The 26,310-nt window shown below is 37.1% G+C and carries 22 protein-coding genes and 1 other RNA gene; 22 read left to right on the forward strand and 1 reads right to left on the reverse strand.

The window, feature by feature from the left end; translation table 11 throughout:
- Positions 1–87: 87 nt before the first annotated feature.
- The 22 genes from pyrH to ssrS all read left to right on the forward strand — a co-directional run bounded on the left by pyrH (position 88) and on the right by ssrS (position 24,971).
- Complete coding sequence (pyrH, locus tag QBE53_07365) at positions 88–792, forward strand: UMP kinase (GenBank protein WZL82922.1); 705 nt, start codon at positions 88–90, stop codon at positions 790–792.
- Positions 793–807: 15 nt separating this feature from the next.
- Entirely contained in the window at positions 808–1,362 is a 555-nt protein-coding gene (gene frr / locus QBE53_07370) for a ribosome recycling factor (GenBank protein WZL82923.1), read from the forward strand.
- Between the two features lie 50 nt (positions 1,363–1,412).
- A complete protein-coding gene (gene uppS, locus QBE53_07375; protein WZL82924.1) occupies positions 1,413–2,147 on the forward strand; it encodes a polyprenyl diphosphate synthase in 735 nt (244 codons plus the stop codon).
- Positions 2,144–2,953, forward strand: coding sequence for a phosphatidate cytidylyltransferase (locus tag QBE53_07380; GenBank protein ID WZL82925.1), 810 nt, complete (start codon positions 2,144–2,146; stop codon positions 2,951–2,953). Before uppS ends, QBE53_07380 begins: the two co-directional genes overlap by 4 nt.
- 70 nt (positions 2,954–3,023) lie before the next feature.
- Entirely contained in the window at positions 3,024–4,199 is a 1,176-nt protein-coding gene (locus tag QBE53_07385; GenBank protein ID WZL82926.1) for a 1-deoxy-D-xylulose-5-phosphate reductoisomerase, read from the forward strand.
- Entirely contained in the window at positions 4,196–5,299 is a 1,104-nt protein-coding gene (rseP, locus tag QBE53_07390; protein WZL82927.1) for an RIP metalloprotease RseP, read from the forward strand. The genes QBE53_07385 and rseP overlap by 4 nt, the downstream gene beginning before the upstream one ends.
- A gap of 14 nt (positions 5,300–5,313) precedes the next feature.
- Positions 5,314–6,387, forward strand: coding sequence for a flavodoxin-dependent (E)-4-hydroxy-3-methylbut-2-enyl-diphosphate synthase (gene ispG / locus QBE53_07395; GenBank protein WZL83274.1), 1,074 nt, complete (start codon positions 5,314–5,316; stop codon positions 6,385–6,387).
- A gap of 12 nt (positions 6,388–6,399) precedes the next feature.
- The gene (locus tag QBE53_07400; protein WZL82928.1) at positions 6,400–10,725 is read left to right on the forward strand and encodes a PolC-type DNA polymerase III; all 4,326 of its coding nucleotides are present in this window, start codon (positions 6,400–6,402) and stop codon (positions 10,723–10,725) included.
- A gap of 18 nt (positions 10,726–10,743) precedes the next feature.
- On the forward strand, positions 10,744–11,238 hold the full coding sequence (rnhA, locus tag QBE53_07405; GenBank protein WZL82929.1) for a ribonuclease HI: 495 nt from the start codon (positions 10,744–10,746) through the stop codon (positions 11,236–11,238).
- 87 nt (positions 11,239–11,325) lie between these two features.
- Positions 11,326–12,333: a deoxyguanosinetriphosphate triphosphohydrolase gene (locus QBE53_07410; GenBank protein ID WZL82930.1), complete on the forward strand. Its 1,008-nt coding sequence runs from the start codon at positions 11,326–11,328 to the stop codon at positions 12,331–12,333.
- A gap of 65 nt (positions 12,334–12,398) precedes the next feature.
- Positions 12,399–14,192 carry a DNA primase gene (gene dnaG / locus QBE53_07415; GenBank protein WZL82931.1) on the forward strand — a complete coding sequence of 598 codons (1,794 nt, stop codon included), beginning with the start codon at positions 12,399–12,401 and terminating at the stop codon, positions 14,190–14,192.
- Positions 14,193–14,197: 5 nt separating this feature from the next.
- Positions 14,198–15,277 (forward strand): RNA polymerase sigma factor RpoD, encoded by a 1,080-nt coding sequence (gene rpoD / locus QBE53_07420; protein ID WZL82932.1) that lies wholly within the window; start codon positions 14,198–14,200, stop codon positions 15,275–15,277.
- A 60-nt stretch (positions 15,278–15,337) separates the two neighbouring features.
- Positions 15,338–16,045, forward strand: a complete 708-nt coding sequence (locus tag QBE53_07425; protein ID WZL82933.1) for a class I SAM-dependent methyltransferase — start codon at positions 15,338–15,340, stop codon at positions 16,043–16,045.
- Positions 16,033–16,815, forward strand: a complete 783-nt coding sequence (locus tag QBE53_07430) for a Nif3-like dinuclear metal center hexameric protein (GenBank protein WZL82934.1) — start codon at positions 16,033–16,035, stop codon at positions 16,813–16,815. Before QBE53_07425 ends, QBE53_07430 begins: the two co-directional genes overlap by 13 nt.
- A 40-nt stretch (positions 16,816–16,855) precedes the next feature.
- Positions 16,856–18,529, forward strand: a complete 1,674-nt coding sequence (locus QBE53_07435; protein WZL83275.1) for a nucleoside kinase — start codon at positions 16,856–16,858, stop codon at positions 18,527–18,529.
- A gap of 23 nt (positions 18,530–18,552) precedes the next feature.
- Positions 18,553–18,807, forward strand: a complete 255-nt coding sequence (locus QBE53_07440) for a hypothetical protein (GenBank protein ID WZL82935.1) — start codon at positions 18,553–18,555, stop codon at positions 18,805–18,807.
- A 16-nt stretch (positions 18,808–18,823) separates the two neighbouring features.
- Positions 18,824–19,732, forward strand: a complete 909-nt coding sequence (locus tag QBE53_07445; GenBank protein WZL83276.1) for a MoxR family ATPase — start codon at positions 18,824–18,826, stop codon at positions 19,730–19,732.
- A complete protein-coding gene (locus tag QBE53_07450; protein ID WZL82936.1) occupies positions 19,725–20,936 on the forward strand; it encodes a DUF58 domain-containing protein in 1,212 nt (403 codons plus the stop codon). Before QBE53_07445 ends, QBE53_07450 begins: the two co-directional genes overlap by 8 nt.
- Positions 20,936–23,032: a transglutaminase-like domain-containing protein gene (locus QBE53_07455; protein ID WZL82937.1), complete on the forward strand. Its 2,097-nt coding sequence runs from the start codon at positions 20,936–20,938 to the stop codon at positions 23,030–23,032. The genes QBE53_07450 and QBE53_07455 overlap by 1 nt, the downstream gene beginning before the upstream one ends.
- A gap of 9 nt (positions 23,033–23,041) precedes the next feature.
- Complete coding sequence (locus QBE53_07460; protein ID WZL82938.1) at positions 23,042–23,851, forward strand: HAD family hydrolase; 810 nt, start codon at positions 23,042–23,044, stop codon at positions 23,849–23,851.
- A complete protein-coding gene (locus QBE53_07465; protein ID WZL82939.1) occupies positions 23,848–24,756 on the forward strand; it encodes a DUF368 domain-containing protein in 909 nt (302 codons plus the stop codon). The genes QBE53_07460 and QBE53_07465 overlap by 4 nt, the downstream gene beginning before the upstream one ends.
- A gap of 43 nt (positions 24,757–24,799) precedes the next feature.
- A non-coding RNA gene (gene ssrS / locus QBE53_07470) (6S RNA) lies at positions 24,800–24,971 on the forward strand.
- 51 nt (positions 24,972–25,022) lie between these two features.
- Here the strand turns inward: ssrS and aroA are convergent.
- Positions 25,023–26,300 (reverse strand): 3-phosphoshikimate 1-carboxyvinyltransferase, encoded by a 1,278-nt coding sequence (aroA, locus tag QBE53_07475; GenBank protein ID WZL82940.1) that lies wholly within the window; start codon positions 26,298–26,300, stop codon positions 25,023–25,025.
- Between the last annotated feature and the right edge of the window lie 10 nt (positions 26,301–26,310).

Raw genomic sequence — 26,310 nt, forward strand, 5'->3', positions numbered from 1 at the left:
GTCTTAGAGGAAGCACCTTGGTGTTTCCTTTAATTTTATCTAGTAATATTGTAGGAATTATGATAAATTATAAATGTGAGGTGTACGATGGAAAAGACCCAAAAAGTGTTATTAAAATTAAGTGGAGAAGCCCTTTCAGGAGAGGCTGGAAAAAGCTTTTCTGAAAAAAATGTACTTGAAGTTGCAAGACAGGTGAAAGAACTCGTAGCCAAAGGTATTCAAGTTGGTATTGTTATCGGAGGCGGAAATTTTTGGCGAGGTCGGACCAGTGAAAATATGGACCGAACAAAAGCAGACCAAATTGGAATGTTGGCAACGGTTATGAATTGTCTATATGCAGCTGAAGTCTTTAGAACCCTTGATTTAAAAACACTTGTAATGACTCCTTTTAAAGTAGGGCAGATGACAGTAGAATTTGACAAAGACTTATGTATGGAAAAACAAGAAGAAGGGGTTGTCACTTTTTTTGCCGGAGGCTTAGGGCATCCATATTTTTCAACGGACACAACAGCAGCATTACGTGCAATTGAAACAGAATGTGATATAATATTATTAGCAAAGAATATTGATGGTGTCTATGACTCAGATCCGAACACAAATGCAAATGCTACTAAATATGATCGCATTTCGTTAAAAGAAGTAATTGACCAAGAGTTGCAAGTTATGGATTTAACAGCAGCAATTATGTGCTTAGAGCATAAAATCAATATGAAAGTTTTCTATCTAAATGATCAAGATAGTATTATCAACGCAATGAACGGTCAAAATAAGGGTACTTTAGTATACGTATAATTTAGGAGGATATTTATGGAGACAGTATTAAAAGAATATCAAGGGAAAATGGAAAAAACAATCCATGTGCTTGAGGAGGAATTTAATAGCATTCGTGCTGGTCGTGCAAACCCTCATGTACTTGATCAAATCAAAGTAGATTATTATGGACAACCATCATCGTTAAATCAAGTGGGTAACATTAGTGTTCCAGAGCCACGTTTGCTACAGATTCAACCATGGGACAAGACAATGTTGGCGGAAATTGAAAAAGCTATTAATATGTCAGACATTGGTATACATCCTCAAAATGATGGAACATGCATCCGTCTATCTTTTCCGGAGTTGACTGAAGAACGACGTAAAGAACTGACAAAAGACGTGAAGAAAAAAGGGGAAGATGCAAAAATTGCTATTCGAAATGTTCGAAGAGATGCAAATGACCACTTTAAGCGTGAAGAAAAAGCAAGCAACATTACAGAAGATGATTTAAAAGAACTTGAAGATAAGGTTCAAACACTTACGGATAAATTTATCAAAAAAATTGATGACCATGTTGCAAAGAAAAGCGAAGAAATCTTAAAAGTATAAAATAAGCCCCTCGAAAGAGGGGATATTACTTATGTTCTAGAGGTGAGAAGATGGTGCCAAAACATATTGCATTAATTATGGATGGGAATGGACGCTGGGCAAAGTCAAAGGGCAAGCCCCGTACTTTTGGTCACAAACAAGGGAGCGAAACACTTAAGCAAATTTGTAAAGATGCGTATGACCTCGGAATTAAATACGTTACAGTTTATGCTTTTTCAACAGAAAACTGGCGACGTTCAAAAGAAGAGGTTTCTTTTTTAATGGGCTTATTGCGGCAGTATTTAAAAGAAAGTATACGAAATTCTCAAGAAAACAATATGCGGGTTCGTGTAATTGGACGACGAAGTGACTTAGATGATGATATTGTTCAAGCTATAGAAGCTTTGGAAGATGCCTCAAAAGATTTTGATGGGCTACAGCTACAAATTGCACTTAATTATGGTGGAAGAGATGAGATCTTACGTGGTGTACACGGTGTGTTTCAACACCTTATTGATGCAGATGCGACGCAAGAGATTTCAAAAAAAGATTTATTACTAGCAATGCAAGAATTAGATGAAGATAAATTTGCATACTATTTGGATACGGTAGGAATTCCTGATCCCGAACTATTGATTCGAACGAGCGGTGAACTGCGTACAAGCAACTTCTTGCTCTGGCAATTGGCTTACACGGAGTTTTATATTTCCGATGTATTATGGCCGGATTTTAATAAGGCAGAGTTAATAAAAGCTATTGATGCATATAATCGAAGAGAACGACGATTTGGAGGGGCAAAAAAATGAAGACACGTATATTATCTGCAATAGTTGCACTGCCTATTGTTATTTTGCCTCTTTATTTTGGGGGTTGGTTGACTACAGCCTTGATCTTGATTGCAATTTCCATTGGATTGTGGGAATTTAATCGGGCATTTAAGATGAATGAAGGGTTTATTTATGGGCTTCAACTTGTGATGACAGTAGGGCTTTTTATTTTACAGCAACAACAGCGCTTGGAATATGTGTTCGTAAGCTTGGTGTTAATGGTTATATTACCCTTTATTTATTATATTGTATGCTATCCAAAAGTTGAACTGCAAACAATTTTTATTGGAATGATTGGATACCTATATATATCCGTTATGATGAGCCATATTGTCCTGGTTCGTAACATGGAACAATATGGACATATTCTTATATGGCTAATATTACTTATATCTTTTGGAAGTGATACATTTGCCTATTTTTCAGGTGTCTTTTTAGGGAAACATAAGTTAGCTCCAAAACTAAGTCCTAATAAAACTATTGAAGGTGCCATTGGGGGAATTCTCGGTTCGGGGATTTTAACGACACTGTATACCTTCTTTTTATCATATACAAATACAGATATCAAAATGCATCATTTTATCGGATTTGCATTAATGGGTGTTATTGGGTCGATTTTTGGACAGTTTGGAGATATGGCTGCTTCTGCAATGAAAAGAGTGACAAAAATTAAAGACTTCGGTACACTAATCCCGGGACATGGAGGGATTGTTGACCGTATGGATAGTATTATTTTTGTTGCGCCGTTTGTGTATTATGCATCAATGCTAATTTTATCCATGTAAATGCACTGGATTATATGCTATCCAAATAGACATTACATAGGAATTATAGGATAAAGAAGATGAGGTAAAGATGAGAAAAAAAATTGGAATACTAGGCTCAACAGGCTCTATTGGTGTACAAACGCTTGAAGTCATTGATTTACATGATACGTTTGAAGTGATTGCATTAACGGCAAATACCAATGTGGATCGGTTGTTTGAGCAATGTCAAAAATATAAACCAAAGCTTGTATCCGTTATGGAGTTTGAAAGTTATAAAAAGCTATGTCAACGACTAGAGCAAGAGAGCGATTTGGATATTGAGGTTCTTCACGGTATGGAAGGATTGATTGCGGCTGCAACACATCAAGAGATGGATATTTTGGTGACGGCAGTTGTTGGAATGATAGGGTTGGTCCCAACGATTGAAGCGATTAAAGCCCATAAAACAATAGCTCTAGCTAACAAGGAAACACTAGTAACAGCAGGTGAAATCATTATGCCTTTGGCAAAGGCCAATAAGGTGGATATTTTACCGGTTGATAGTGAACATTCTGCAATTTATCAAGCGTTACAGGGAAATTTATACACTAAGATTGAAAAAATAATTTTGACAGCTTCAGGAGGTCCTTTTCGAGGAAAGGATAGCCAGGCATTGAAAAAAATGTCTATTGAAGAAGCATTGAAGCATCCGAATTGGGAGATGGGTGCCAAAATTACGATTGATTCGTCAACTATGATGAATAAAGGGCTTGAGGTTATTGAAGCAAAGTGGCTATTTGATGTCAAGCCGGAACAAATTGAAGTTATCGTTCACCCGGAAAGTATTGTGCATTCGATGGTGCAATACATTGATGGTTCAGTTATGGCACAACTTGGCGTGCCGGATATGCGATTGCCAATACAATATGCATTATTTGAAACGCAACGAGAATCAATGCCTTATGAACGATTGGATCTAATAAAATTACAGCATTTAACATTTGAAAAACCGGACATGGATACATTTCGATGCTTAAAATTAGCATATATAGCGTTAGAATATGGAGGCGTAATACCAACGGTTCTTAATGCGGCTAATGAGTATATTGTATCTTTGTGTTTAAATAGAAAAATTCAATATTATAAAATTGCCGAGTACATAGAAGAAGTCATGAATGCATATATTAAAGAGTGCTATGATTCTAAGTTAGAATTGACGTTAGAACAGATTTTAGATGCCCAAAAGTGGGTGGAAAATTATATTGAAAGCAGGTGGCATACATGAGTATTATTTTAGCATTATTTGTCTTTAGTTTTATTGTTTTTGTTCATGAATTTGGACATTATATATTTGCCCGACGAGGTGGCATTGCGGTGGAAGAATTTGCAATAGGGATGGGACCTAAGCTTTTTGGGTTTGAAAGAAAAGGAACACAGTGGACCATTCGTTTGCTTCCTATTGGCGGATTTTGCCGTATGCATGGCGAAGATGGACAAGAAAGCCAAGAAATCGAAGACACACAAAATAAAAAAGAACTCAATGGGGGCGCATTTTACGAGAAATCGGTGGGTGTGAGGATTTCGACTATTTTTGGTGGCCCTTTATTTAATTTCATATTAGCGTTGTTGTTTTCATTTATTTATATCGGAATGACCACAACATATTCTAATGTGATAAGTGAAGTTCCCGAACAATTACCGGCATATGAGGCTGGGATTCGCCCGGGAGATGAAATTATATCCATTGATGGACATCGGATTCTACGCTCAACAGAAGCTAGAATCTATATAAATATGCCCGCAGGAGACCCTCTAGATGTCAAGGTTCGACGTACTGAAAATGGAGATAAGAAAATACTGAATTTTACAGTTATTCCCCATGTGATCGAGCTAGATGAGACGGTTCCGCCAGAAGAAAGTGACAACTATTATGTCATCGGGGTCAACTATGAAAAAGTATCTAAAAATATATTGACAATTATAAAATATGGTGTATTAGAAGCAGCTTCTTGGATTAAAATCGTATTTTATTCTTTAGGTTTACTTGTTACAGGAGAAGTTTCTATGACCGCATTATCAGGTCCGGTGGCTATTGTTGATGAATTTAGTACAGGATATGAAGCGAGCTTAGCATATGGTATAAAAGCCGTTATTTCAAATATTGCATTTTTCATTGTATTACTAAGTGCAAACTTAGGTGTAATGAATTTATTGCCGATTCCGGCTTTAGATGGCGGACGTTTAATTTTTCTCTTCATAGAAGGTGTTCGTGGAAAGCCGTTAGCTCCGGATAAAGAAGGGTTTGTACATTTTATCGGTTTTGCTTTATTGATGTTGTTGATGGTCTTCGTGTTATTTAATGATATTCAGCGGTTGTTTAATTAAGAGTTGTCGGGAGGCTGATTCAAGTGGTTTTAAGAGATGAAACACGAAAAATTAAAATTGGTGATAAATATATTGGTGGAGGAAGTCCTATAGCTATCCAAAGTATGACCAACACCAAAACAGAAGATGTTGAAAAAACAGTAGCTCAAATTATTGCGCTTGAAGAAGCGGGATGTGATATTGTGCGAGTGGCAGTGCCAACAATGGAAGCGGCACAAGCAATTTCAAAAATTAAAGCTCAGATTCACATACCCCTTGTTGCCGATATTCATTTTGACTATCGATTAGCGCTTGAATGTGTTCGCCGTGGCATTGATAAAATCCGTATCAATCCGGGGAACATTGGGAGCCAAGAGCGTATTAAGGAAGTGGTTGATGCGTGTAGGGAACATAAAATACCGATTCGAATTGGGGTAAATGGCGGGTCCCTTGAAAAACATATCCTAGAAAAGTATAAGCACCCAACAGCAGAGGCGCTTGTAGAAAGCGCTTTGTATCATGTTCGAATTTTGGAGTCAATGGATTTTTATGATATAGCCATTTCAATTAAATCATCGGATGTATTGACAGCTGTAGAAGCTTATGAACGCATGGCGGATGCAGTAAGCTATCCGTTGCACTTGGGTATTACTGAAGCTGGAACTAGAGAAAGTGGAACCATCAAATCTTCAGTTGGTTTAGGGGTTATGCTTTCAAAGGGGATTGGAGATACATTAAGAGTCTCCTTAACGAGTGACCCGGTAGATGAAATTCACGTAGCAAGAAAAATATTACAAAGTTTAAACCTATATCCAAGTCAGATTGAATTTATCTCTTGTCCGACATGTGGACGAACTTCAATCGACCTCATACGCATAGCCAGTGAAGTGGAAGAACGCCTGGCTCATATTAAGGTGCCCATCAAAGTGGCGGTTATGGGATGTGCAGTTAATGGACCAGGAGAAGCTAGAGAAGCTGATATTGGTATTGCTGGTGGCAATGGTGTGGGTCTGATTTTTAAAAAAGGAAAAATCATAGGAAAAGTTCCAGAGGATGAACTGGTGGAGGCATTAATCAAAGAAATAAATGTAATGATCGACAAAGTATAGAAGGTGAGCGTAGTGAGGAAAAATTTATTTGATGTATTTGAAGGATTAATTGTAAGTCCAGAAAGTCAAAGTTATGTAAAAGATGCAATGGTTTCTTCAATTGTGATGAATAAGGAGCAAGGGACAGTCAGTATTTCCCTTGCTCTCACTACGATTATCCCTGCACAATATATTGAGCACTTAGAAGAAGCCATTTACCGACACTTGGGTTATCCAGAAGGTATAGCAATTCATATTAATGAGTCCTATCAATTGAATTATGAGTTGTCTTTAAAAGATTTGTATAAAGCATTTGAAGAAGGTTTACTATATAATCTTAAAAAAATCAACCCAGTTGGTGCTGCGGTTATTCGTAGTTCACAAGTAGATATCGGTGAAGCTGACCTAGTGTATCAGGTGAATAAGACAGGATATCACTATATTAAAGATTTAAGCTTTGATGAAAAAATTGCAGTAATGTTTAAGCAGAAGTTTGACCGAACGATTGATATAGAAATCCTTGAAGATGATGCAAATAGCCATATGTATCAAGAATTTATCCGTAATCGGGATTTGGAACAAAAGAATTTATTGAAAAAAAGAGACCGACATCTTCATATCGAAGAAAAAATAGTCATTCAAGAAGAAGATATTACCCAAGAAACATACGAAAATTTAATTCTAGGGAAAAAACCTATTGTTGGTGAAGTATTAAAATTGAAAAATTTTGATGAAGACACGACATATGCAAATATTGATGTTCAAGTCATTAGTAAACCCGATGCAAGGGAGCTTCGCGGGGGTAAGATGATTATGAAGTTTGATGTGACCGATTTTACGGACTCGATATCGGCAAAAGTTTTCGTGGAAAAGGATGACTATCCACGCGTCGAAGCTAATGTCAAAAAAAATAGTACGCTTCGTATACGTGGGCTATACAAATATGATGACTATGATCGTGCTAGAGTTTTTTTTGTCAATACAATCGAAACGATTGAAGCCAATCTTAAGATACAACGTAAGGATAATGCCAAAGAAAAACGTGTTGAGTTACACCTACATACACAAATGAGTGATATGGATGGGGTGATGAGTGTAAAAGACGGTATTAACCAAGCGATTGCATGGGGACACAAAGCCATAGCTATCACCGATCATGGTGTCGTACAAGGGTATACAGATGCCTTCCATTGCGTACATGATGACAATATAAAGGTGCTCTATGGTGTTGAAGCTTATTTGATTGATGATCAAAAACCTGTAGGTTATCATCTGGACAATCGTTCCTTTGATGATGTGTTGATTGTTTTTGATATCGAGACAACAGGACTTCGGGCTCAGAAAGATCAGTTCACAGAGATTGGTGCCGTCAAAATAAAAAATGGAAAGATTGTCGATCGATTTTCTGAATTTGTCAATCCGGGTGTGTCGATACCTCAACATATTCAAGAATTGACCCATATAACTAATGATACGGTAAAAGATGCACCACCGATTGAAGTTGTATTGCCTCAGTTTGTTGAATTTTGTGAAGGGGGAATTCTTGTTGCGCAAAATGCAGACTTTGATATGAGTTTTATTATTCATGCAATGCGTAACCTGGGCATTGACGAGCAGTTCACATATATAGACACCCTAGAAATTGCTCGGCGCTTGTTTCCGGATTTGAAAAATTATCGTCTTAATACATTGGCGGAAGCTCTTGAAGTCAGACTAGTGCAACACCACCGTGCTGTGTACGATGCAGAGGCAACCGCAGGAATTTTGATTAAACTGATAGATATTCTTCGAAGTAAGGGTGTTGAGCGAATGAAGGATTTTCACACATTCGAAAAACAATACTTTGCAAGTTATAAGAAGTTAAGGCCATCACATGCGATAATTTTGTGTAAAAATAGAGAAGGGCTTAGAAATATGTATAAACTCATCTCTTATTCTCATACAGAAACTTTTTTCAAGCGTCCGTTGATTAGCAAGACAATGCTTGATAAACATCGTGAAGGGCTTGTATTAGGCTCGGCGTGTGAGGCGGGTGAGTTGTATCCACTTGTGCTTGAAGGACGCTCAGATGAGGCGATAAAGCGTATTATTGACTATTATGACTATTTGGAGATCCAACCGTCAGGTAACAATGCGTTTATGATTGAAAATGGTAAAGTCAAAGATATCAAAGAAATCGAGGAAGTCAATCGACAAATTTGTGAACTAGGAGAGGCGAACAACAAACTGGTTGTAGCCACTTGTGATGTGCATTTTTTAAATCCTGAAGATGAAGTCTATCGACGGATTTTAATGGCTGGTAAAGGATTTAAAGATGCGGATAACCAGCCGCCGTTATATTTTAGAACAACCAATGAAATGCTTAGTGAGTTTGAGTATCTTGGTGAAGAAAAAGCCTTTGAAGTAGTGGTGACCAATACCAATCTTATTGCAGATTCACTTGAGTATATTGAGCCGGTTGAGCGAGATAAGTATCCACCGGTCATTGAAGGTTCAGAAAAAGAACTGGAAGAGATGTGTTATGCTAAGGCAAAAGCCATCTATGGCGAGCCACTTCCTGAGGTTGTCCAAGAACGCCTGGACCGTGAGCTTAACTCCATTATTAGCAACGGTTTTGCGGTTATGTATATTATCTCTCAAAAGTTGGTAAAAAAATCCAATGATGACGGATACCTTGTTGGTTCAAGAGGTTCAGTTGGTTCTTCCTTTGTTGCAACCATGTCAGGTATCACAGAAGTAAACCCATTATCGCCCCATTATGTGTGTCAAGAATGTAAATACAGCGATTTTGAATCTGAAGAAGTGAAAAAATATGCCGGAAGTTCAGGGGTTGATATGCCAGATAAAACCTGTCCAAAATGCGGTGCTCAATTATTAAAAGAAGGCCATGACATTCCCTTTGAAACGTTTCTTGGATTTAAGGGAAATAAGGAGCCGGATATTGACCTGAACTTTTCTGGGGAATATCAGGCCAAAGCACATAAATATACAGAAGTTCTCTTTGGAGAAGGTCATGTATTTAAAGCGGGGACGATTGGTACATTGGCAGATAAAACAGCATATGGATTTGTTAAAAACTATTTTGATGAACGTGAAATCCAAGTCAAAGAGGCAGAAATTAACCGGATTATTCAAGGATGTGTTGGTGTTCGAAGAACAACAGGACAGCATCCTGGTGGTATTATTGTTGTTCCAAAAGATCAAGAGATTTATACCTTTACACCGATTCAAAAACCTGCGAATGATCAAACTTCCGATGTTATAACGACGCATTTTGACTATCACTCCATCGACCATAATCTACTTAAACTTGATATATTAGGTCATGATGATCCGACGATGATAAGGTTTTTAGAAGATATGACAGGGATAGATGCGACAAAGATACCTCTTGATGAACCAAAGGTGATGTCCTTGTTCCGTTCAGGAAAAGCTTTAGGGGTCAAACCAGAAGATATTGGAGGCATTACATTAGGTTCTTTGGGGATTCCTGAATTTGGTACAGATTTTGTTATGCAGATGTTAATTGAGACACAACCAGCGACTTTTTCTGATCTGATTCGGATCTCTGGATTATCTCACGGAACAGATGTATGGACCAATAATGCCCAACAACTGGTCCAAGAAGGGAAAGCGATTATTTCCACAGTTATCTCTACGCGGGATGATATTATGACCTATCTTATTAATCAAGGACTAGACAAAGAGTTGTCTTTTACTATTATGGAAAGTGTACGTAAAGGGAAAGGACTTCGAGATGAGTGGGAAGCTCAGATGCGAAAGTTTGACGTGCCTGACTGGTACATCTGGTCGTGTAAGCAGATCAAATATATGTTCCCCAAAGCCCATGCAGCGGCTTATGTAATGATGGCTTATCGTATTGCCTATTTTAAAGTTTATTATCCACTAGAGTATTACACGGCCTTTTTTAGTATTCGTGCGTCAAACTTTGACTATGGATTGATGTGCAAAGGGAAAAGTGTTCTTGATGCACATATTCAAGATTATAAGAATCGCTTCAATGAATTAACAAAAAAAGAAAAAGATATGATAAAAGATATGCGTATTGTTCAGGAGATGTATGCAAGAGGGTATGAGTTTTTACCGATTGATATATATCAAGTGGATGCAAAACGCTTCCGAATCATTGACGGTAAAATCATGCCATCGTTGTCATCGATTAATGGAATGGGAGAAAAAGCAGCAGAAGGTGTAGTTGCCGGTCGTGCAGGCGGAGAATTTTTATCCTTAGAAGATTTTAGACTTCGAACTAAAACCGGAAAATCTCTCATTGAACTGTTAAAAAGCGAAGAAATATTAAAAGGACTTCCAGAGACGAATCAGATGAGTTTGTTTTAAAGAAAGGTGCAAAATACGATGAAAAAGATTGATATTTATACAGACGGAGCATGTCGTGGTAACCCAGATGGACCAGGAGGTTATGGCGCTGTGTTAAAATATAAAGATTCAGATGGCAAGGAACATGTCAAAGAATTAAGCGACGGATATTTAAATACTACGAACAATCGTATGGAACTTATGGGGGTACTTTTTGCAATCAAAGCGTTAAAATCTCCATGTTCAATACGTGTACATACAGATTCTCAATATATTGTGAAAGCATTTAATGAAGGTTGGCTTAAGAATTGGATAAAAAACAATTGGCGACGAGGTAAGAAAAAAGAACCCGTTAAAAATCAAGACCTTTGGGAAGCGCTTGTTGAAGCTGTAAAGCCCCATCAAGTTGAGTTTATATGGGTTAAAGGCCACGACGGACATCCTGAAAATGAACGATGCGATGAACTGGCAACCCTTGCTGCGGATAACGAACCACAAAAGGTGGATCAAGACAATCAAAGGAATATTTCTTAAAAAAAAGGAAATTAACGGTTGTTGTTGTATATATAGAAGTATGTATTAATGGTTTTTGTGAATGAACATCTCAGTTAGGAGGTTGTTATGAATTTACGAGAATTACAGGAAGAACGTGAGTTTGAAATTTTAAGCCCATATTCGTCATTTAGTCGAAACAGTCGTGGACGAGAAGTGGAAGAGACACCTTGTGATATACGAACAGATTATCAAAGGGATCGAGATCGTATTTTACATTCCAAAGCTTTTCGCCGATTAAAGCATAAGACGCAAGTTTTTATCGCGCCGGAGGGTGATCATTATCGCACAAGGCTGACGCATACGCTAGAAGTGTCTCAAATTGCACGTACCATTGCTAGAGCATTACGTTTGAATGAAGACTTAACTGAGGCGATTGCCTTAGCACATGATTTAGGACATACGCCTTTTGGACATGCAGGGGAATATGCATTAAACCAAATATCCGAATTGGGATTTAAGCATTACCGCCAGAGTATACGTGTTGTTGAAGTTCTTGAAAACAAAGGAAAAGGATTAAACCTCACCTGGGAAGTTCGGGACGGAATTCTTAATCACCCAACAAAAGGTAAACCGGCAACATTAGAAGGAGCGATCGTTCGTTTATCAGATAAGATTGCTTACATTAATCATGACATTGATGATGCTCTTCGTGGACACATCCTCAGTGAAAATGATTTGCCCAAAGCATTTACCGATGTTCTTGGATTAACATCTAAGGAGCGCATTAATATTATGGTTCATGATATTGTTACCAATAGTATGGATAAAGATAAAATCATCATGAGTGAGCATATTTTAAATGCAATGACAGGTATGCGACAATTTATGTTTGAAAATGTCTATATTGATTCAAAAGCAAAAGAACATGAAGAAAAAGCACAAAATATGTTGACACAGCTCTTTTTATATTTTAAGGAGCATACCCATTTGCTTCCGCCGGAGCTGCTTGTTATGATTGATGACAATGAGCCGGTTGAACGTGTTGTCAATGATTATATAGCAGGAATGACCGATCGATATGCTATTCGTAAATTTATGGATATTTTTGTCCCATCTTCATGGAAAGAACTTTAAAATAGAGGTTAGAAGCTGTGATAATGCAGTTCACCTAAGTGAAAAAGAACGGAGAATGAAAGGTTATGTTTTATCCTGATGAAATAATTGAAGAGGTGCGACTTCACAATGATGTTGTTGATGTCATCGGGGAATATGTACATCTTCAAAAAAAAGGGAGCTCACATTTTGGGTTGTGTCCTTTTCATAATGAGAAAACCCCCTCATTTTCTGTGAGTAAAGATAAGCAAATGTATTATTGCTTTGGGTGTGGGGCTGGAGGCAATGTTTTTAGCTTTATTATGGCCTATGAGAATTTTTCATTTGTTGAAGCGGTCAAACATTTAGCTGAACGGGCCCGGATAGAGTTGCCTGAGCCGGAAGTATCCGAAGAAGTAAAAAAAGCGATTAATTATAAACAGCGTCTATATGATGCCAATCGCTTAGCCGCAAGATATTACTATATGCTATTACGCAAAGAGATAGGCAAGCATGCCTTGACATACTTAGAACAGCGACGCTTAAGTCCGGAAATTATGAAACAGTTTGGTCTAGGTTATGCATCTCAATTTCGAGATGATCTCTATAAGCACTTGCAAAAGCAAGGGTTTTCCAATCAAGAACTCCTCGATTGTGGTTTGCTATTAGAAGATAAAAAACGACAAGGCGAATATTATGATCGTTTTTTTAATCGAGTGATGTTTCCGATTTTTGATGTACATGGAAAAGTGATTGCCTTTGGCGGACGTGTCATGGGAGATGGACAGCCAAAATATTTGAACTCTCCAGAGACCAAGCTGTTTGACAAGAGTAGAAATCTATATGGATTAAATATTGCAAGAAAATCAAGAGAAAATTATATGATTGTTGTTGAAGGGTACATGGATGTTATTGCATTGCATCAGGCAGGATTTGATAATGCAATTGCATCGCTAGGGACGGCGTTCACTAGTGGACATGGCCAATTGATTAAACGTTACGTTGATGAGGTGGTTATCGCCTTTGATAGTGATGGTGCGGGGGTCAATGCAGCACTGCGTTCGATTCCTATTTTAAAGTCTGCGGGCCTAATTGTTCGAGTACTTAATATGGAAACAGCCAAAGACCCGGATGAATTTATTCAAAATCAAGGAATTGAAGCATTTAACGAGCTACTTAAACATGCGACAGCAAGTTTTATGTTTGAAATCAAGCAATTAAGTAAACGTTTTGACTTGACTGATCCAGAATATAAGACGCGCTTTAGTGATGAAGTGGCTAAAAAGCTATTAACCATTGAAGGCAAAATCGAAAGAGATAATTATTTAGAAGCGATTGTTGCAGAATATAAAATGTCAAAAAATGGATTATATGAACTTATGGCCAAGCATGGGAATAATGTGGGGATTGCTCAGCGAGAGCCAAATGTGTTATCAAAAGAGTTGAAAAGTGGTTCCCATAAAAAACGTGAAGAAGGCACTATTTTAGCTCAGAAGCAATTATTAGCCATTATTGTCTCTAACTATAAAATTTTTGCACATATAAAAGACATTATACAACCAGAATATTTCACACAAGATACCTTGCAAAAAGTAGCGTATATTGTGTTTGATATATATAATACTAAACAAGAAATAGAACCTGCTGATGTTATGCGTCGATTCACTCAAATTGAAGATCAAAAAATGATTGCGAATATCTTTAGCGAGGAGTTAAAAGTCGAGAATCAGCAGCAACTAGAAAAATTGTTAAACGACACCATAAGAAAGATCAAAGGTGATTATCTAGAGCAAAAACGCATGAATGTCAATGATCCTGCTGGATTAATGTCTCTAATTCAAGAAAAAAAAGCGTTACTTAATTTTTATCTTCACCTAGATGAAATCGATAGAAGGGATTGAAAAACATGGCAGCAGAAGAAAATGTAAAAAGTTTTGAAGCAAAAATCTTAGAATTGGTCGCAGTAGCTAAAACAAAGAAAAACGTTTTAGAATATAAAGAGATAGAGGCTAGATTCAAAGATGAAGAATTAGAACCGGATAAAATAGAGATTATCTATGAGGTTCTTGAAAAGAGCGGTATTGATGTATTAGGTGAGGTAGAAGAAGAGGAAGAAGAAGAAGAAAAAGAATTAGATTTATCGTTGCCGGAAGGAATTAACATTGATGATCCTGTGCGCATGTATTTAAAGGAAATTGGGAAAGTCCCTCTACTTACCGGTGAAGAAGAGATTGCGTTGGCAAAACGTATGGAAGCCGGGGATGAGATTGCAAAGCAACGGTTAGCGGAAGCAAACTTGCGTTTGGTTGTTAGTATAGCTAAACGTTATGTAGGACGTGGCATGCTCTTTTTAGATCTTATTCAAGAAGGTAACCTCGGTCTGATTAAAGCGGTTGAAAAGTTTGACTATAATAAAGGTTTTAAGTTCAGTACGTATGCAACATGGTGGATTCGACAAGCGATTACTCGGGCTATTGCGGACCAGGCAAGAACAATCCGAATTCCGGTGCATATGGTCGAGACAATTAATAAGCTTATTCGTGTGTCACGACAACTCCTTCAAGAATTGGGTCGAGATCCGGTTCCAGAAGAGATTGCTGAAGAATTAGATATGCCGGTGGATAAGGTTAGAGAGATCCTTAAAATTTCACAAGAGCCGGTATCGCTAGAGACACCGATTGGTGAAGAAGAAGATTCCCACTTGGGAGATTTTATACAAGATGATAACGTTCCGGTTCCGGCAGAAGCCGCAGCATTTACCTTGCTTAAAGAGCAATTGGTTGAAGTGTTAGATACATTGACTGAACGCGAACAAAAAGTGTTACGTTTGCGCTTTGGGCTAGATGATGGTCGAGCAAGGACGCTAGAAGAAGTGGGTAAAGAGTTTAACGTTACTCGTGAGCGAATTCGACAAATTGAAGCAAAGGCGTTAAGAAAACTGCGTCACCCTAGTCGAAGTCGAAAATTAAAGGATTATCTAGAATAAGTATGCATAAAACCATGAATGATAACTATTATTCATGGTTTTATTGAAAGTGGGGATTTTATGGAAATTTCAAGACGTTTAGAATGGATTGCGTCATTTGTAAAACAAGGAGAACGCGTGGCAGATATAGGAACAGATCATGGATATATTCCTATATATTTGGCTCAAAATAAAACATCACCAAAGGTTATTGCGATGGATATTAACTTTGGACCTTTGGATAAAGCAAAAAATAATATTCGTGCTTACCACCAGGAAGATATTGTAGAGGCACGGCTAAGTAATGGATTAATGACCCTTGATGAAGGGGAAGTCGATTGTATTATTATCGCCGGAATGGGTGGTCGCTTGATTGATCAGATATTACGGGAATCAAAAGAAAAATTGATGACATACAAACGGTGGATTATTTCACCGCATAAAGATATAGATATCGTTCGAAAGACATTGCTTGAACTTGGCATTGCTATTATTGATGAAGATATGATGTATGAAGATGGGCATTATTACACAGTGCTTATTGCGATTACAGACACAAAGGATGTGGCATATTTACCTTATTCACCTAATGAAAACCCATTATTTTTTGTCTATGGTAAGTGCCTGGTTACAAAAAAACATCCATTGCTTTTGGAACAGCTCAAGATGAAAAACACTCGAGATAAGCAATTGATAGATATTTTAAAAGAAAAAGGAATCATTAATCGTATAGCAGAGCTAGAACATGATATAGTGATTCGAAATAAGGTGATTAAATGGATGCAATAACAGTTAAAGATATAATGGACTGTATTGAACGTCTTGCGCCCCAGGATTTAGCGCAAGATTATGATAATGTAGGATTATTAATTGGAGATTCAAAGCGACGGGTCAATAAAATTATAGTCGGTCTTGAAGTGACCAATAGTTTAATTGATGAGGCAATAAATAAGGCATGTGATATGATTGTTGTTCATCATCCGCTTATTTTTTCACCACTGAATAGAATCGTGGAACAAGATCCGATTGCGCATAAAGTTATTCGATTAATCAAGGCAGATATTAATGTTTATGTTGCACATACGAACTTAGATATGGCTCAACATGGGCTAAATGATTATCTGTGTGAAGTACTGGACATAAAGCCAAACATTGAAATAGGTTTTGAGCAAAACAGGTTACTTCGCATTTGTGATGTTAAGCAACAAGCCTTTAAACAGCTAGTTTGGCATGTGAAGGAGCGTTTAAACCTAGATACGATTCGCTATGTTGGGCATTTAGACAAACAAATTAAGCGCATTGGACTTTGCTCTGGAAGCGGGATGAGTTTTTTTGATATGGCTATCGAACAAGGTGTTGATGCGTATATCACAGGTGATCTAAAGTATCACGATGCGGTAAAAGCTATGGAGTTAGAAGTGCCAGTTATAGATGCCGGTCATTATGGTACGGAGATTATCTGTCGACAACTTTTTGAAAACATTTTGAAGGAAAACTTTCAAGAGGATATTCAGATTTTTCAACACAATGCATTTTTAGATCCAATTTGTACATTATGACGATGAGAACATTATACGCAGGAGGTATTTGAAGTTGACTTTGAAAATATTTTTAAAACATAATAATACAACCATTGAGGTTGAACAGGGGACATCTTTAAAAGAAATTGCAGCACAGGTAGAAGATGATTTTGATGCACCAATTACGCTAGCTATTGTGGATGGAAAATTAAAAGAAATCTATAAGCAGGTTAAGTCGGATTGTGAAGTGGAATTTTTAGATTTAACGAATAAAGATGGATACCGAACATATCAGCGTTCGTTGACATTACTTTTTATTAAGTCATTGCGAGATGTATATCAGGGATATGGAATCAACCATGTCGATGTTCGGGTACAATTTACAATTCAACGTGGTTTGTATTGTGAAGTGCTTAATGTTGAAGAAAAACCTTTGACGCAAGAGATTATTAAAGAGATTGAAGATCGCATGAAAGCATATGTAGATGAAGATGCAGTGATATACAAAAGTACAGTAACCACAAGCAAAGCGATTAAACTCTTTGCAAAACAAGGCATGAAGGATAAGGTCTGTTTATTAAAGTATCGTAGTGTTTCCAATACCAACATTTATGAGCTGGATGGATTTTACGATTACTATTTTGGCTATATGGTTCCATCTTATGGAAAAATAGGAAAGTTTGAGTTGCACCCACACGATGAAGGGGTCATGGTTCAATACGTATCAAAAGCTGAACCTAAAAAAGTCGCCCCATTTAAACCGGCACTTATGTTATTTGATACGCAAAAGGAAACTTCGCGTTGGGCGCAACTTATGGATGTAACTACTATAGGAGAATTAAATGAGCTTATTGCTGCAGGAGATATTAACGATTTACTTTTAGTGGCAGAAGCACTTATGGAAAAACGTATCGCATCAATTGCTGATGAAATTGTTAACAATCAAAATAAAAAACGCTTTATTTTCATTGCAGGGCCGTCTTCATCAGGTAAGACAACTTTTGCACATCGCTTAGGTATCCAACTTCGTGCTTTTGGTATGAATCCGAAAACGATTTCACTGGATAATTACTTTGTAAATCGTGAGCAGACGCCATTGGATGAATACGGGAACTTTAATTTTGAAACGATTGATGCGATTGATCGTAAATTATTTAATGAAAACATGTTGGAGTTACTTGCTGGGCAGTCTGTGGATATTCCTCACTTTAACTTTATCTCTGGAAAGCGTGAATATCGTGACAATCCGATTGAACTAGGCGATAATGGTATTTTAATTGTAGAGGGGATTCATGGACTTAATGATATGCTTTCCTATGATTTGCCAAAAGAAAATACATTTAAAATTTATATTAGTGCAATGACACAACTAAACTTAGACTATCATAATCGAATTCCGACGACGGATGGGCGCTTGTTGCGACGTATTGTTAGAGACTATCAATACAGAGGTGTTTCAGCGTTACAAACAATCCGTATGTGGGAATCCGTACGTCGTGGAGAAGAAAAATATATCTTCCCATTTCAAGAAAAAGCAGATGTGATGTTTAACTCTGCCTTGATTTATGAAATTGCTGTACTTAAACAATATGCAGATCCTTTGCTCTATAGTATTCCTGATGATTGTCCAGAACATATAGAAGCTAAGCGATTGATAAAATTCCTGGATTATATTCTTGGGGTCACAAGTGAACATATTCCTCAAAACTCACTCATTCGTGAATTTATTGGAGGAAGCTGTTTTAGAACATGATGGGTTACTGAAGGAGGCTATAAATGAAGATAACAAAATTAAAGAAACTATCAAATGGGCTATTTATTTTGAGTGTTATTTTTTCGGCAGGAGTATTATTTAAAAATTGGTTTGATCAGCGAAATCTTCCTGAAGGCGTATGTCCAATTGAAAATAATTCTGAATGGATGATTGCTGCTATAAGTTTATTAGTGATAAGTTTTATTGTAACTTCAATTATAGATTATCGAATTAAGAAGCTTAATAAGGGGGAGAATCCGTTTGAGGGAGAAGATTAAGCGATTAACGGAAAATATGGGGAAGGTAATTGTAGGAAAAGATGAGGTTATTGAGCTCATTACATTGGCATTTATGTGTAATGGACATGTGCTAATTGAAGATGTACCCGGCACGGGCAAGACAACACTTGCCCTTGCGTTGGCAAAATCCGTCGGTGGGCAATTTAGCCGAATATCTTGCACACCGGACGTTATGCCATCAGATATTACAGGTTTTAGTATGTATAACCCAAAACATGAACGTTTTGAATATCATGAAGGGGCGATTATGGCCAATGTATTTTTGGCAGATGAGATTAACCGTACGCCGCCTAAGACGCAATCGGGTCTTTTAGAAGCAATGGAAGAGCATCATGTGACGGTTGATGGCAAGCATTATGAGCTTCCATATCCGTTCATGGTTATTGCAACACAAAATCCTGTAGAGTATTTAGGAACGTATCCGTTGCCAGAGGCTCAAATGGACCGCTTTATTATCAAAATGAATATTGGCTATCCAACGCTTGAAGAAGAACTTTTGATTATGGAGCGATTTAAAGATGATCATCCTTTAAAAGACTTACAACCAGTACTTTCTTTAGAAGAAGTACAACAAATCCAACAAGATATTTTAAAGGTTAATATGGATCCAACAATTCAAAAATACATATTAAAACTAGTTCGACAAACCCGACAAGCCAAAGAGACCTTGCTTGGCATCAGCCCAAGAGGGAGTTTGTTTTTGGGACGCATGGCTAAAGCAAAGGCATATTTTTCTGGACGTCATTATGTGATTCCTGATGATGTCAAGAATGTGTTTATCCCGGTGTGTGCACATCGAATGATGATCAAACCGGAAATGAAATATGAAAATCAATCCAGTGAAGATATTCTTAGAGATATTCTAAAAAAAGTTGATGTTCCGGCAGGTGAGTTTATTGTATAAAAGATGGGGAGTCTATGGTATTACACTTATATGTAGTATGGTTTTTAACCGGAGTTATCCCGGCTATATTTCTAGTGTACTTTTTTATAGCATATTAATGCTTCCGATCATTAGCCTGTTGCATATGGGGTTAACATATACCGTATTTGAACTGTCGCATGATGTGGATCAGCGATTTGTCTCTAAAGGAGATACGCTGACCTATCGATTGAGTTTGTATAACTCTAGTTATTTGATTTTAGCACCTATGCGCGTACATTATATCTCTTCTGAGGACTTATTCCATCTTGACAAGGCATCCCAAAGTGAGTGGTTTGTTATATATCCAAAATCACAGCAAGATCTTCATAAACAATTAACGTGTTTTTATAGAGGAAACTATCCCGTTGGTATTGACTATATTAAAATACAAGATTTTTTTGGTTTTTTTTCAATCGTATATAAAGAAATAGAACAGCATAAGATTTTAGTCTATCCCAATCTTCTTGAATTTAAGTCGAGTGCTATTCGCCAAGTTCTAAGTGAAACAGCAGAGTCGATTGTTGGTCATGATATAACTAATTCAACGGTGTTTACAGATATACGACAATATATGCCGGGTGATGCGCTCAATAAAATCCACTGGAAGCTCAGCGCAAAAAAGGGAACGTGGATATCTAAAGAATATACGGGGCATATTACAAATACGACCTATTTCTTTTTAGATACGTGTGACTTTGAACTCTCAAATGAACAAAGAGTCATTTATGAGGACTATATGATTGAAGGCTCTCTGGCGATGATCTATTCTTTTTTAAAAGAGCGTGTACATCTTAAGTTGTATTATGATTACCATGGAATTAACATGGTTGAGACAAAGCGACAATCCGATTTTGACAAGTTTTACGATGTGTTTGCTCATTTGAGTTTTTATCACGAAAATGCATACTTTGATATGATTTCGAAAGTGATGGGACAAGACCATGAATCCGCGCACCTCATCTTTGCGACGCAGCAAATTCAACCCAATTTAGTGCACTATTGGGTTCAGCTAAAAAATCGTGGACATGAAATTACAGTCATCATGGTTCCTGTGTCGAGGCTAAATCTTCAAAGGTTGAAAAATGTAAGTGACGAGAGATTGCTTCAAGTACTTAATAGTTCAAGCATTCCTATATATTCTATGGGCATAGATGAGGGTTCGCTAAGACTGGAGGTGTTCTGATGGGAATACTTATTGTTTTAGTGTATTCAATGGTGGTGGTTATCTCAGCAACATTTGGCTATGTGTTAAATGAGGTACAGCTTTTTTTTATTGTAGTTGGAGTATATGCTATCTATCGGGTCATTACAACATATAAAAAAGGTGTTGTCATATTTTTAGCAACGGTTTTAAGTGTGTATATGGGCGCTTTGCTTTATTATTATCGACAAGAGCATGTGGAAAAACTTCTGCATCCGATTCGGGATTTTTTTAATGTATACTATTATTCGGTACGATTAGATGGATATTATATTAATACTTTTTATCAAGCCATTTTAATGGGCAGTATTAGTTTGATACTTTTTTTTGTCTATCATTTTTTTTATCGAAGAAAAAGATTGCAAGGCGTTCCTATTATTTTAGGGTTTGGGGTTATTTTCATAGCATTTTTTTCAGATATGTTAACCAGCTCAAAAGATTACCGTAGCTTTATAATTTTTGTGATAGGAAGTATCGTGTATTATTTTGCCATCTATGCTTCGAGAAATATTGAAAATATTCAACGAAGGCAAAGATATTATTTTTATGGAATGGGCATAATTTTTGCAATTGGCATTGTAGGTTCAAGTATGTTGTGGAATCATTACTTTCCAAGTCCTTTTGAAAAAAAAGTGACATCATCTGGTCAAAGCAGTCGTTCTGGAGATATTGATGAGCTGACATTTCAATTTGAACGGACCATTATTGAAAAAATATCGGATGACACATATCAGATAAATGATTCTTTTGAACATGAAGGTATTGCTTTATTTTCTGTGAAGGCAAACACATTAAAATATTATATGACGGACAGTTATGATATATATCAAGATGGGATATGGACGCAGTCAGAACAAGATATAGAGCCAGTGGTAGTAGAGTTTGATGACAATATTCATACGCGAGAAACGGTTGAGATTACTTATGGCAATATTCGAACGAATCGCTTGTTGGTAAGCCCTTACTGGGATACTATACATATTTCTGAGGATATGCAAGCTTTTTTTGATGAAGAGCAGGTATATCAGCGTGGTTTTAATTATACGTTAGAGGCTGTCATTCCAAAATATAGAACAAATGTTTGGATGCAAGCGATTATGCAAGGTGAAAAGGCACAAGATGTCCAAAAAATTGAAGGATACATGCAATTGCCAGAGCAAAGCGAACGTATTCAAACACTGGCAACGGAGATTACATCTGAGGCAACAACAAATTATGAAAAAGCACGACAAATTGAAGCGTATCTGTCATCAACGTATACTTATAACGAAGAACCCCAGTATTTGGGTACATCGGATATGGTTCAGGAATTTTTGTTTGAAGCGGAAGAAGGCTTTTGTCAACAATTTGCCTCGTCAATGGTTCTAATGATGCGAAGTGTAGGTATACCTTCACGCTTTGTTGTAGGATATGTCCTCGATATGGAAGCATATGAAGATATTCCGGATTCGTTAATGTATTCATATGGAGAGATTCCGGATGAAAAAATTATATATGACCATAACGCCCATGCATGGGTTGAAAGCTATTTTCCAGGTGTTGGTTGGGTGCAATTTGAGCCTACTGCAGGACAAAGCTTTTACTCATCAGATGAATCGGATACACTTGACATTAGGCAATATCAACAGATAGGGCGTGAAGGTGATAGCACATGGATAAACCGTACGGTAATAATTTGGGTGAGTATTGGTGTCATTATAGTCTGTATGGCAGTAGGTTTAATTCTTCTTATACAACGTCGCTATGCCAATAGAACCAACTATATAAAGCGTCTGTTACTAGATTATCAAGTATATCTGCTCTATGTACAAGACGCGTCTAGAAAAAAAGAACCGGGAGACTCGATACGTGAGTTTATAGAGCATCTCTATAAGGAGTTGCCATCATTACGCTATCGGTCAAAAGATTTTCTTGAAACCTTAGAGAAAGCATTCTATAATAGGGATGTACCGACCCTAGAAGAAGTTGAAGTATTTGAACAAGAAATTCAACACATGAAAAAAAGGGCAAAGCGACGTTTACCTGTGTTGACTTATTATAAAAAGCAAATTATTGAAATGATGACATATTATAGATAGGAAGAGAACATGGAAAAAAAATTAGTATTATTTGATGTGGATGATACCATTATTGATCATGGGGCGCCAAAATCAATTATACCCGAAGAAACAACATATGCCATTAATGCACTTAAAGAAAAAGGATACTGCGTTGGATTAGCTACTGGACGAAGTTTTCACCATATTACCTATGTTATGAAAGCACTTGATTTAAATACGGCGGTAAGCTTTGGCGGACATCTTGTTACCCATCAGGGTGAAGAGATTTTTAAACAGCCGATTGATCGAGATGAATCAAAACGGTTAATCAAGAAGATTTTTCGAACACCGTTTCCTATGTTAGCTATTGATGAAAAAAATATTTATATTAAAGATTTTTTTGGTCGTCTTCGTAAAGAACTATTCCGCCGTGAAAACATTTTGGAGGGCGAAGAACCTGTGACGCGCTTAACGCCTTTGAAAAAGCTTGACACGACACCAAGAGATTATTTAAGCATGATGATTTTTAGACAAAATATGCTGGATTCTACAGACTATCAAAAACTAGATTTTAATGCTTGGGGGAAAAAGGGCTTTGAAGTCTATGCAAAAGGTGTATCTAAGTTATCAGGGATACAGTTTTTAGCTAATCATTTGGAGATTCCTATGAATCAAGTGTATGTGTTTGGGGATAGTTATAATGATTTGCATATGCTTAAGCATATTGAAAATTCAGTTGCCGTTGGTAATGGTGTAAAGGAAGCTAAAGAAGTTGCATCGTATGTATCTCCTCCCATTAGCGAAGGTGGTATTTTAACAGCATGTTATCACTTAGGACTTTTGGAGGAAAAAGCATGACAAAATTTTTACTGTTTCTTAAAGGATTATTTATGGGAGCGGCAGATATTATTCCTGGCGTTTCAGGTGGAAGTATTGCCCTTATTACAGGAATATATGAGGATTTTCTTGAAGCCATACATTCCATTAACATCGACGTAGTCAAAGATATTTTTTCAGGTAAGATAATAAAAGGAATCAAGCGTATTCATTGGGACTTTTTACTACCATTATTTTTAGGCATCCTTACAGCAATTTTTACAATGGCAAAGTTAATGCACTATTTACTGGAGACTTATGAATTATATACATGGAGCCTCTTTTTCGGATTGATACTTGCTAGTGCATTTGTTATTAGTAAACAATGGGAAATGGAAAAAACCCGTTTTGTAATTTTTGTATTTGGTGGAATCCTTTCTTTTATCATTGTTGGCTTGGTACCTATACAGACACCCGAAGCGCTATGGTTTATTTTTCTTGCGGGAGTGATTGCTATTTGTGCGATGATTCTACCAGGAATATCGGGAGCGTTTTTATTACTGATTATGGGAAAGTACCACTATATTACAGGGATATTAAAAGATCCGTTTCGTATGGACCATATAGTTGTTTTGATCGTTTTTGCTTTAGGCTGTGGTGTTGGAATCATAGGATTTTCAAGAGTCTTAAGGTGGGTGTTACATCGCTGGCATAAGGGAACGTTGGCTTTTTTAACAGGGATGATGTTAGGGAGTCTTCGAAGAATATGGCCGTATAAGGTGATTTTGGAAGAAGAAATATTGGGAGACAAAGTTATTATACTTAAAGAGGCAGCTGTATTTCCATGGCAAATTGAAGGAAATTATCTTTTGAGTTTTCTTTTTATACTGATTGGAATGTTGCTTATACTGGGTCTGGATAAATTCTCAAAGAATAAAATGGGTTAACGGTTGAAAAAACCTGACTTCGGGTGTATAATAGGCATATAAAAGATACCTGAGATGTACGATACTCTCGATATTTTGAACCTACATATTGAATATGGGAATCTTATATTTTATCATTGATGCCATGCCTTAAGTGGAAGGCAGATGTGATAGTGCGGATACCCACCTAGCTACGCTAGGGATCAAAATTCGGGAAACGGCATTTTGGGTTGTAAAATGATGAATAATAAAAGCTGCTTGATAATCAAGCAGCTTTATTTTATATATTATACTAATAAATTTATATCCTCAAAAAATGAGGGATAGGAGATGTCAATGCATTGACTTGCATTAAGCTTAGATGGCGTGGAAGCTGCTAATGCTGCAATAGTTAAACTCATAGCAATGCGATGATCATGATAGGACTCAAGTTCAGCACCAGACAATTGTTTTGTTCCTTCAATAATCATACCATCTTCTGTAGCTTCAATATTGGCGCCCATCTTTTTAAGCTCTGTAACCATCGTATCAATACGATTGCTTTCCTTAACTTTTAATTCTTGAGCATCTTTAATATGCGTTTGGCCCTCGGCAAAACATGCCGCAACAGCAATTGCAGGGATTTCATCAATCAGTGTAGGGATAATGTCGCCACTAATGGTTGTACCTATAAGCTGACTAGAACGTACACGAATGTCTGCTCGGCGCTCTTCATTTAATGTTTGTTCATTGAGATATTCAATTGAACCATTCATCTGTTTTAACACTTTTATAATGCCATCACGTGTCGGATTGATTCCGACATTTTTTAGAATAATATCACTGTCAGGTAAAATCAATCCTGCAACTAGGAAATACGCTGCAGAGCTTATATCACCGGGAATATCTATGGATGTTGCTTCTAAGTAAGGATTAGGCTTAATTGTTACCTGAGTGTTTTGAGTGTGTATATCAGCTCCCAATGACTTAAGCATTAACTCGCTATGGTTTCTTGAGAGACTTGGTTCAATAATAGTGGAAGTCTGATCGGCATAGAGTGTCGCCAAGAGAATACATGACTTCACTTGAGCACTTGCAACCTTTGAATGATAGGTGATGCCATGAAGTTGACTTGGCTGTATGATTAATGGAGCAAGTCCATTGTTCGCCTTGGACGCAATATTTGCACCCATGGATTTTAAGGGTTCAATAATACGATTCATGGGTCGTGTTTGAATGGAAGCATCTCCGGTTAGGGTGCTTGAAAAAGTCTGACCGGCAAGGATTCCAGAGAGTAGACGCATGGTGGTACCGCTATTTCCGACATCTAAGATAGTATCTGGAGCTTTTAGTCCGTGAAGACCTAGTCCTTCTAAAGTTAATGTTGTCGGATTTTCAAAGTGCATTTGTACGCCCATATGCTTAAAAATCTGAGCAGTAGATAGACAATCAGCGCCATTTAAAAACCCTGAAATATGTGTAGTTCCTTTAGCTAGAGCGCCAAACATGATGGAACGGTGGGAGATGGATTTATCACCAGGTACTGTTACAGTACCATTAAGTTTTCCTACAGGATTAATCTGCATAGTGTTCACC

The organism is Vallitaleaceae bacterium 9-2 (assembly GCA_038396585.1).
In the GTDB taxonomy this organism is placed as follows: Bacteria; Bacillota; Clostridia; order Lachnospirales; family Vallitaleaceae; genus UBA1351.

Bases quoted from the DNA above. Each gene is read 5' to 3' on its own strand.
- pyrH (WZL82922.1), top strand. From the start codon at position 88: ATGGAAAAGACCCAAAAAGTGTTATTAAAATTAAGTGGAGAAGCCCTT.
- frr (WZL82923.1), top strand. From the start codon at position 808: ATGGAGACAGTATTAAAAGAATATCAAGGGAAAATGGAAAAAACAATC.
- uppS (WZL82924.1), top strand. From the start codon at position 1,413: ATGGTGCCAAAACATATTGCATTAATTATGGATGGGAATGGACGCTGG.
- QBE53_07380 (WZL82925.1), top strand. From the start codon at position 2,144: ATGAAGACACGTATATTATCTGCAATAGTTGCACTGCCTATTGTTATT.
- QBE53_07385 (WZL82926.1), top strand. From the start codon at position 3,024: ATGAGAAAAAAAATTGGAATACTAGGCTCAACAGGCTCTATTGGTGTA.
- rseP (WZL82927.1), top strand. From the start codon at position 4,196: ATGAGTATTATTTTAGCATTATTTGTCTTTAGTTTTATTGTTTTTGTT.
- rnhA (WZL82929.1), top strand. From the start codon at position 10,744: ATGAAAAAGATTGATATTTATACAGACGGAGCATGTCGTGGTAACCCA.
- QBE53_07410 (WZL82930.1), top strand. From the start codon at position 11,326: ATGAATTTACGAGAATTACAGGAAGAACGTGAGTTTGAAATTTTAAGC.
- dnaG (WZL82931.1), top strand. From the start codon at position 12,399: ATGTTTTATCCTGATGAAATAATTGAAGAGGTGCGACTTCACAATGAT.
- rpoD (WZL82932.1), top strand. From the start codon at position 14,198: ATGGCAGCAGAAGAAAATGTAAAAAGTTTTGAAGCAAAAATCTTAGAA.
- QBE53_07425 (WZL82933.1), top strand. From the start codon at position 15,338: ATGGAAATTTCAAGACGTTTAGAATGGATTGCGTCATTTGTAAAACAA.
- QBE53_07430 (WZL82934.1), top strand. From the start codon at position 16,033: ATGGATGCAATAACAGTTAAAGATATAATGGACTGTATTGAACGTCTT.
- QBE53_07440 (WZL82935.1), top strand. From the start codon at position 18,553: ATGAAGATAACAAAATTAAAGAAACTATCAAATGGGCTATTTATTTTG.
- QBE53_07445 (WZL83276.1), top strand. From the start codon at position 18,824: ATGGGGAAGGTAATTGTAGGAAAAGATGAGGTTATTGAGCTCATTACA.
- QBE53_07455 (WZL82937.1), top strand. From the start codon at position 20,936: ATGGGAATACTTATTGTTTTAGTGTATTCAATGGTGGTGGTTATCTCA.
- QBE53_07460 (WZL82938.1), top strand. From the start codon at position 23,042: ATGGAAAAAAAATTAGTATTATTTGATGTGGATGATACCATTATTGAT.
- QBE53_07465 (WZL82939.1), top strand. From the start codon at position 23,848: ATGACAAAATTTTTACTGTTTCTTAAAGGATTATTTATGGGAGCGGCA.
- aroA (WZL82940.1), bottom strand. From the start codon at position 26,300: ATGCAGATTAATCCTGTAGGAAAACTTAATGGTACTGTAACAGTACCT.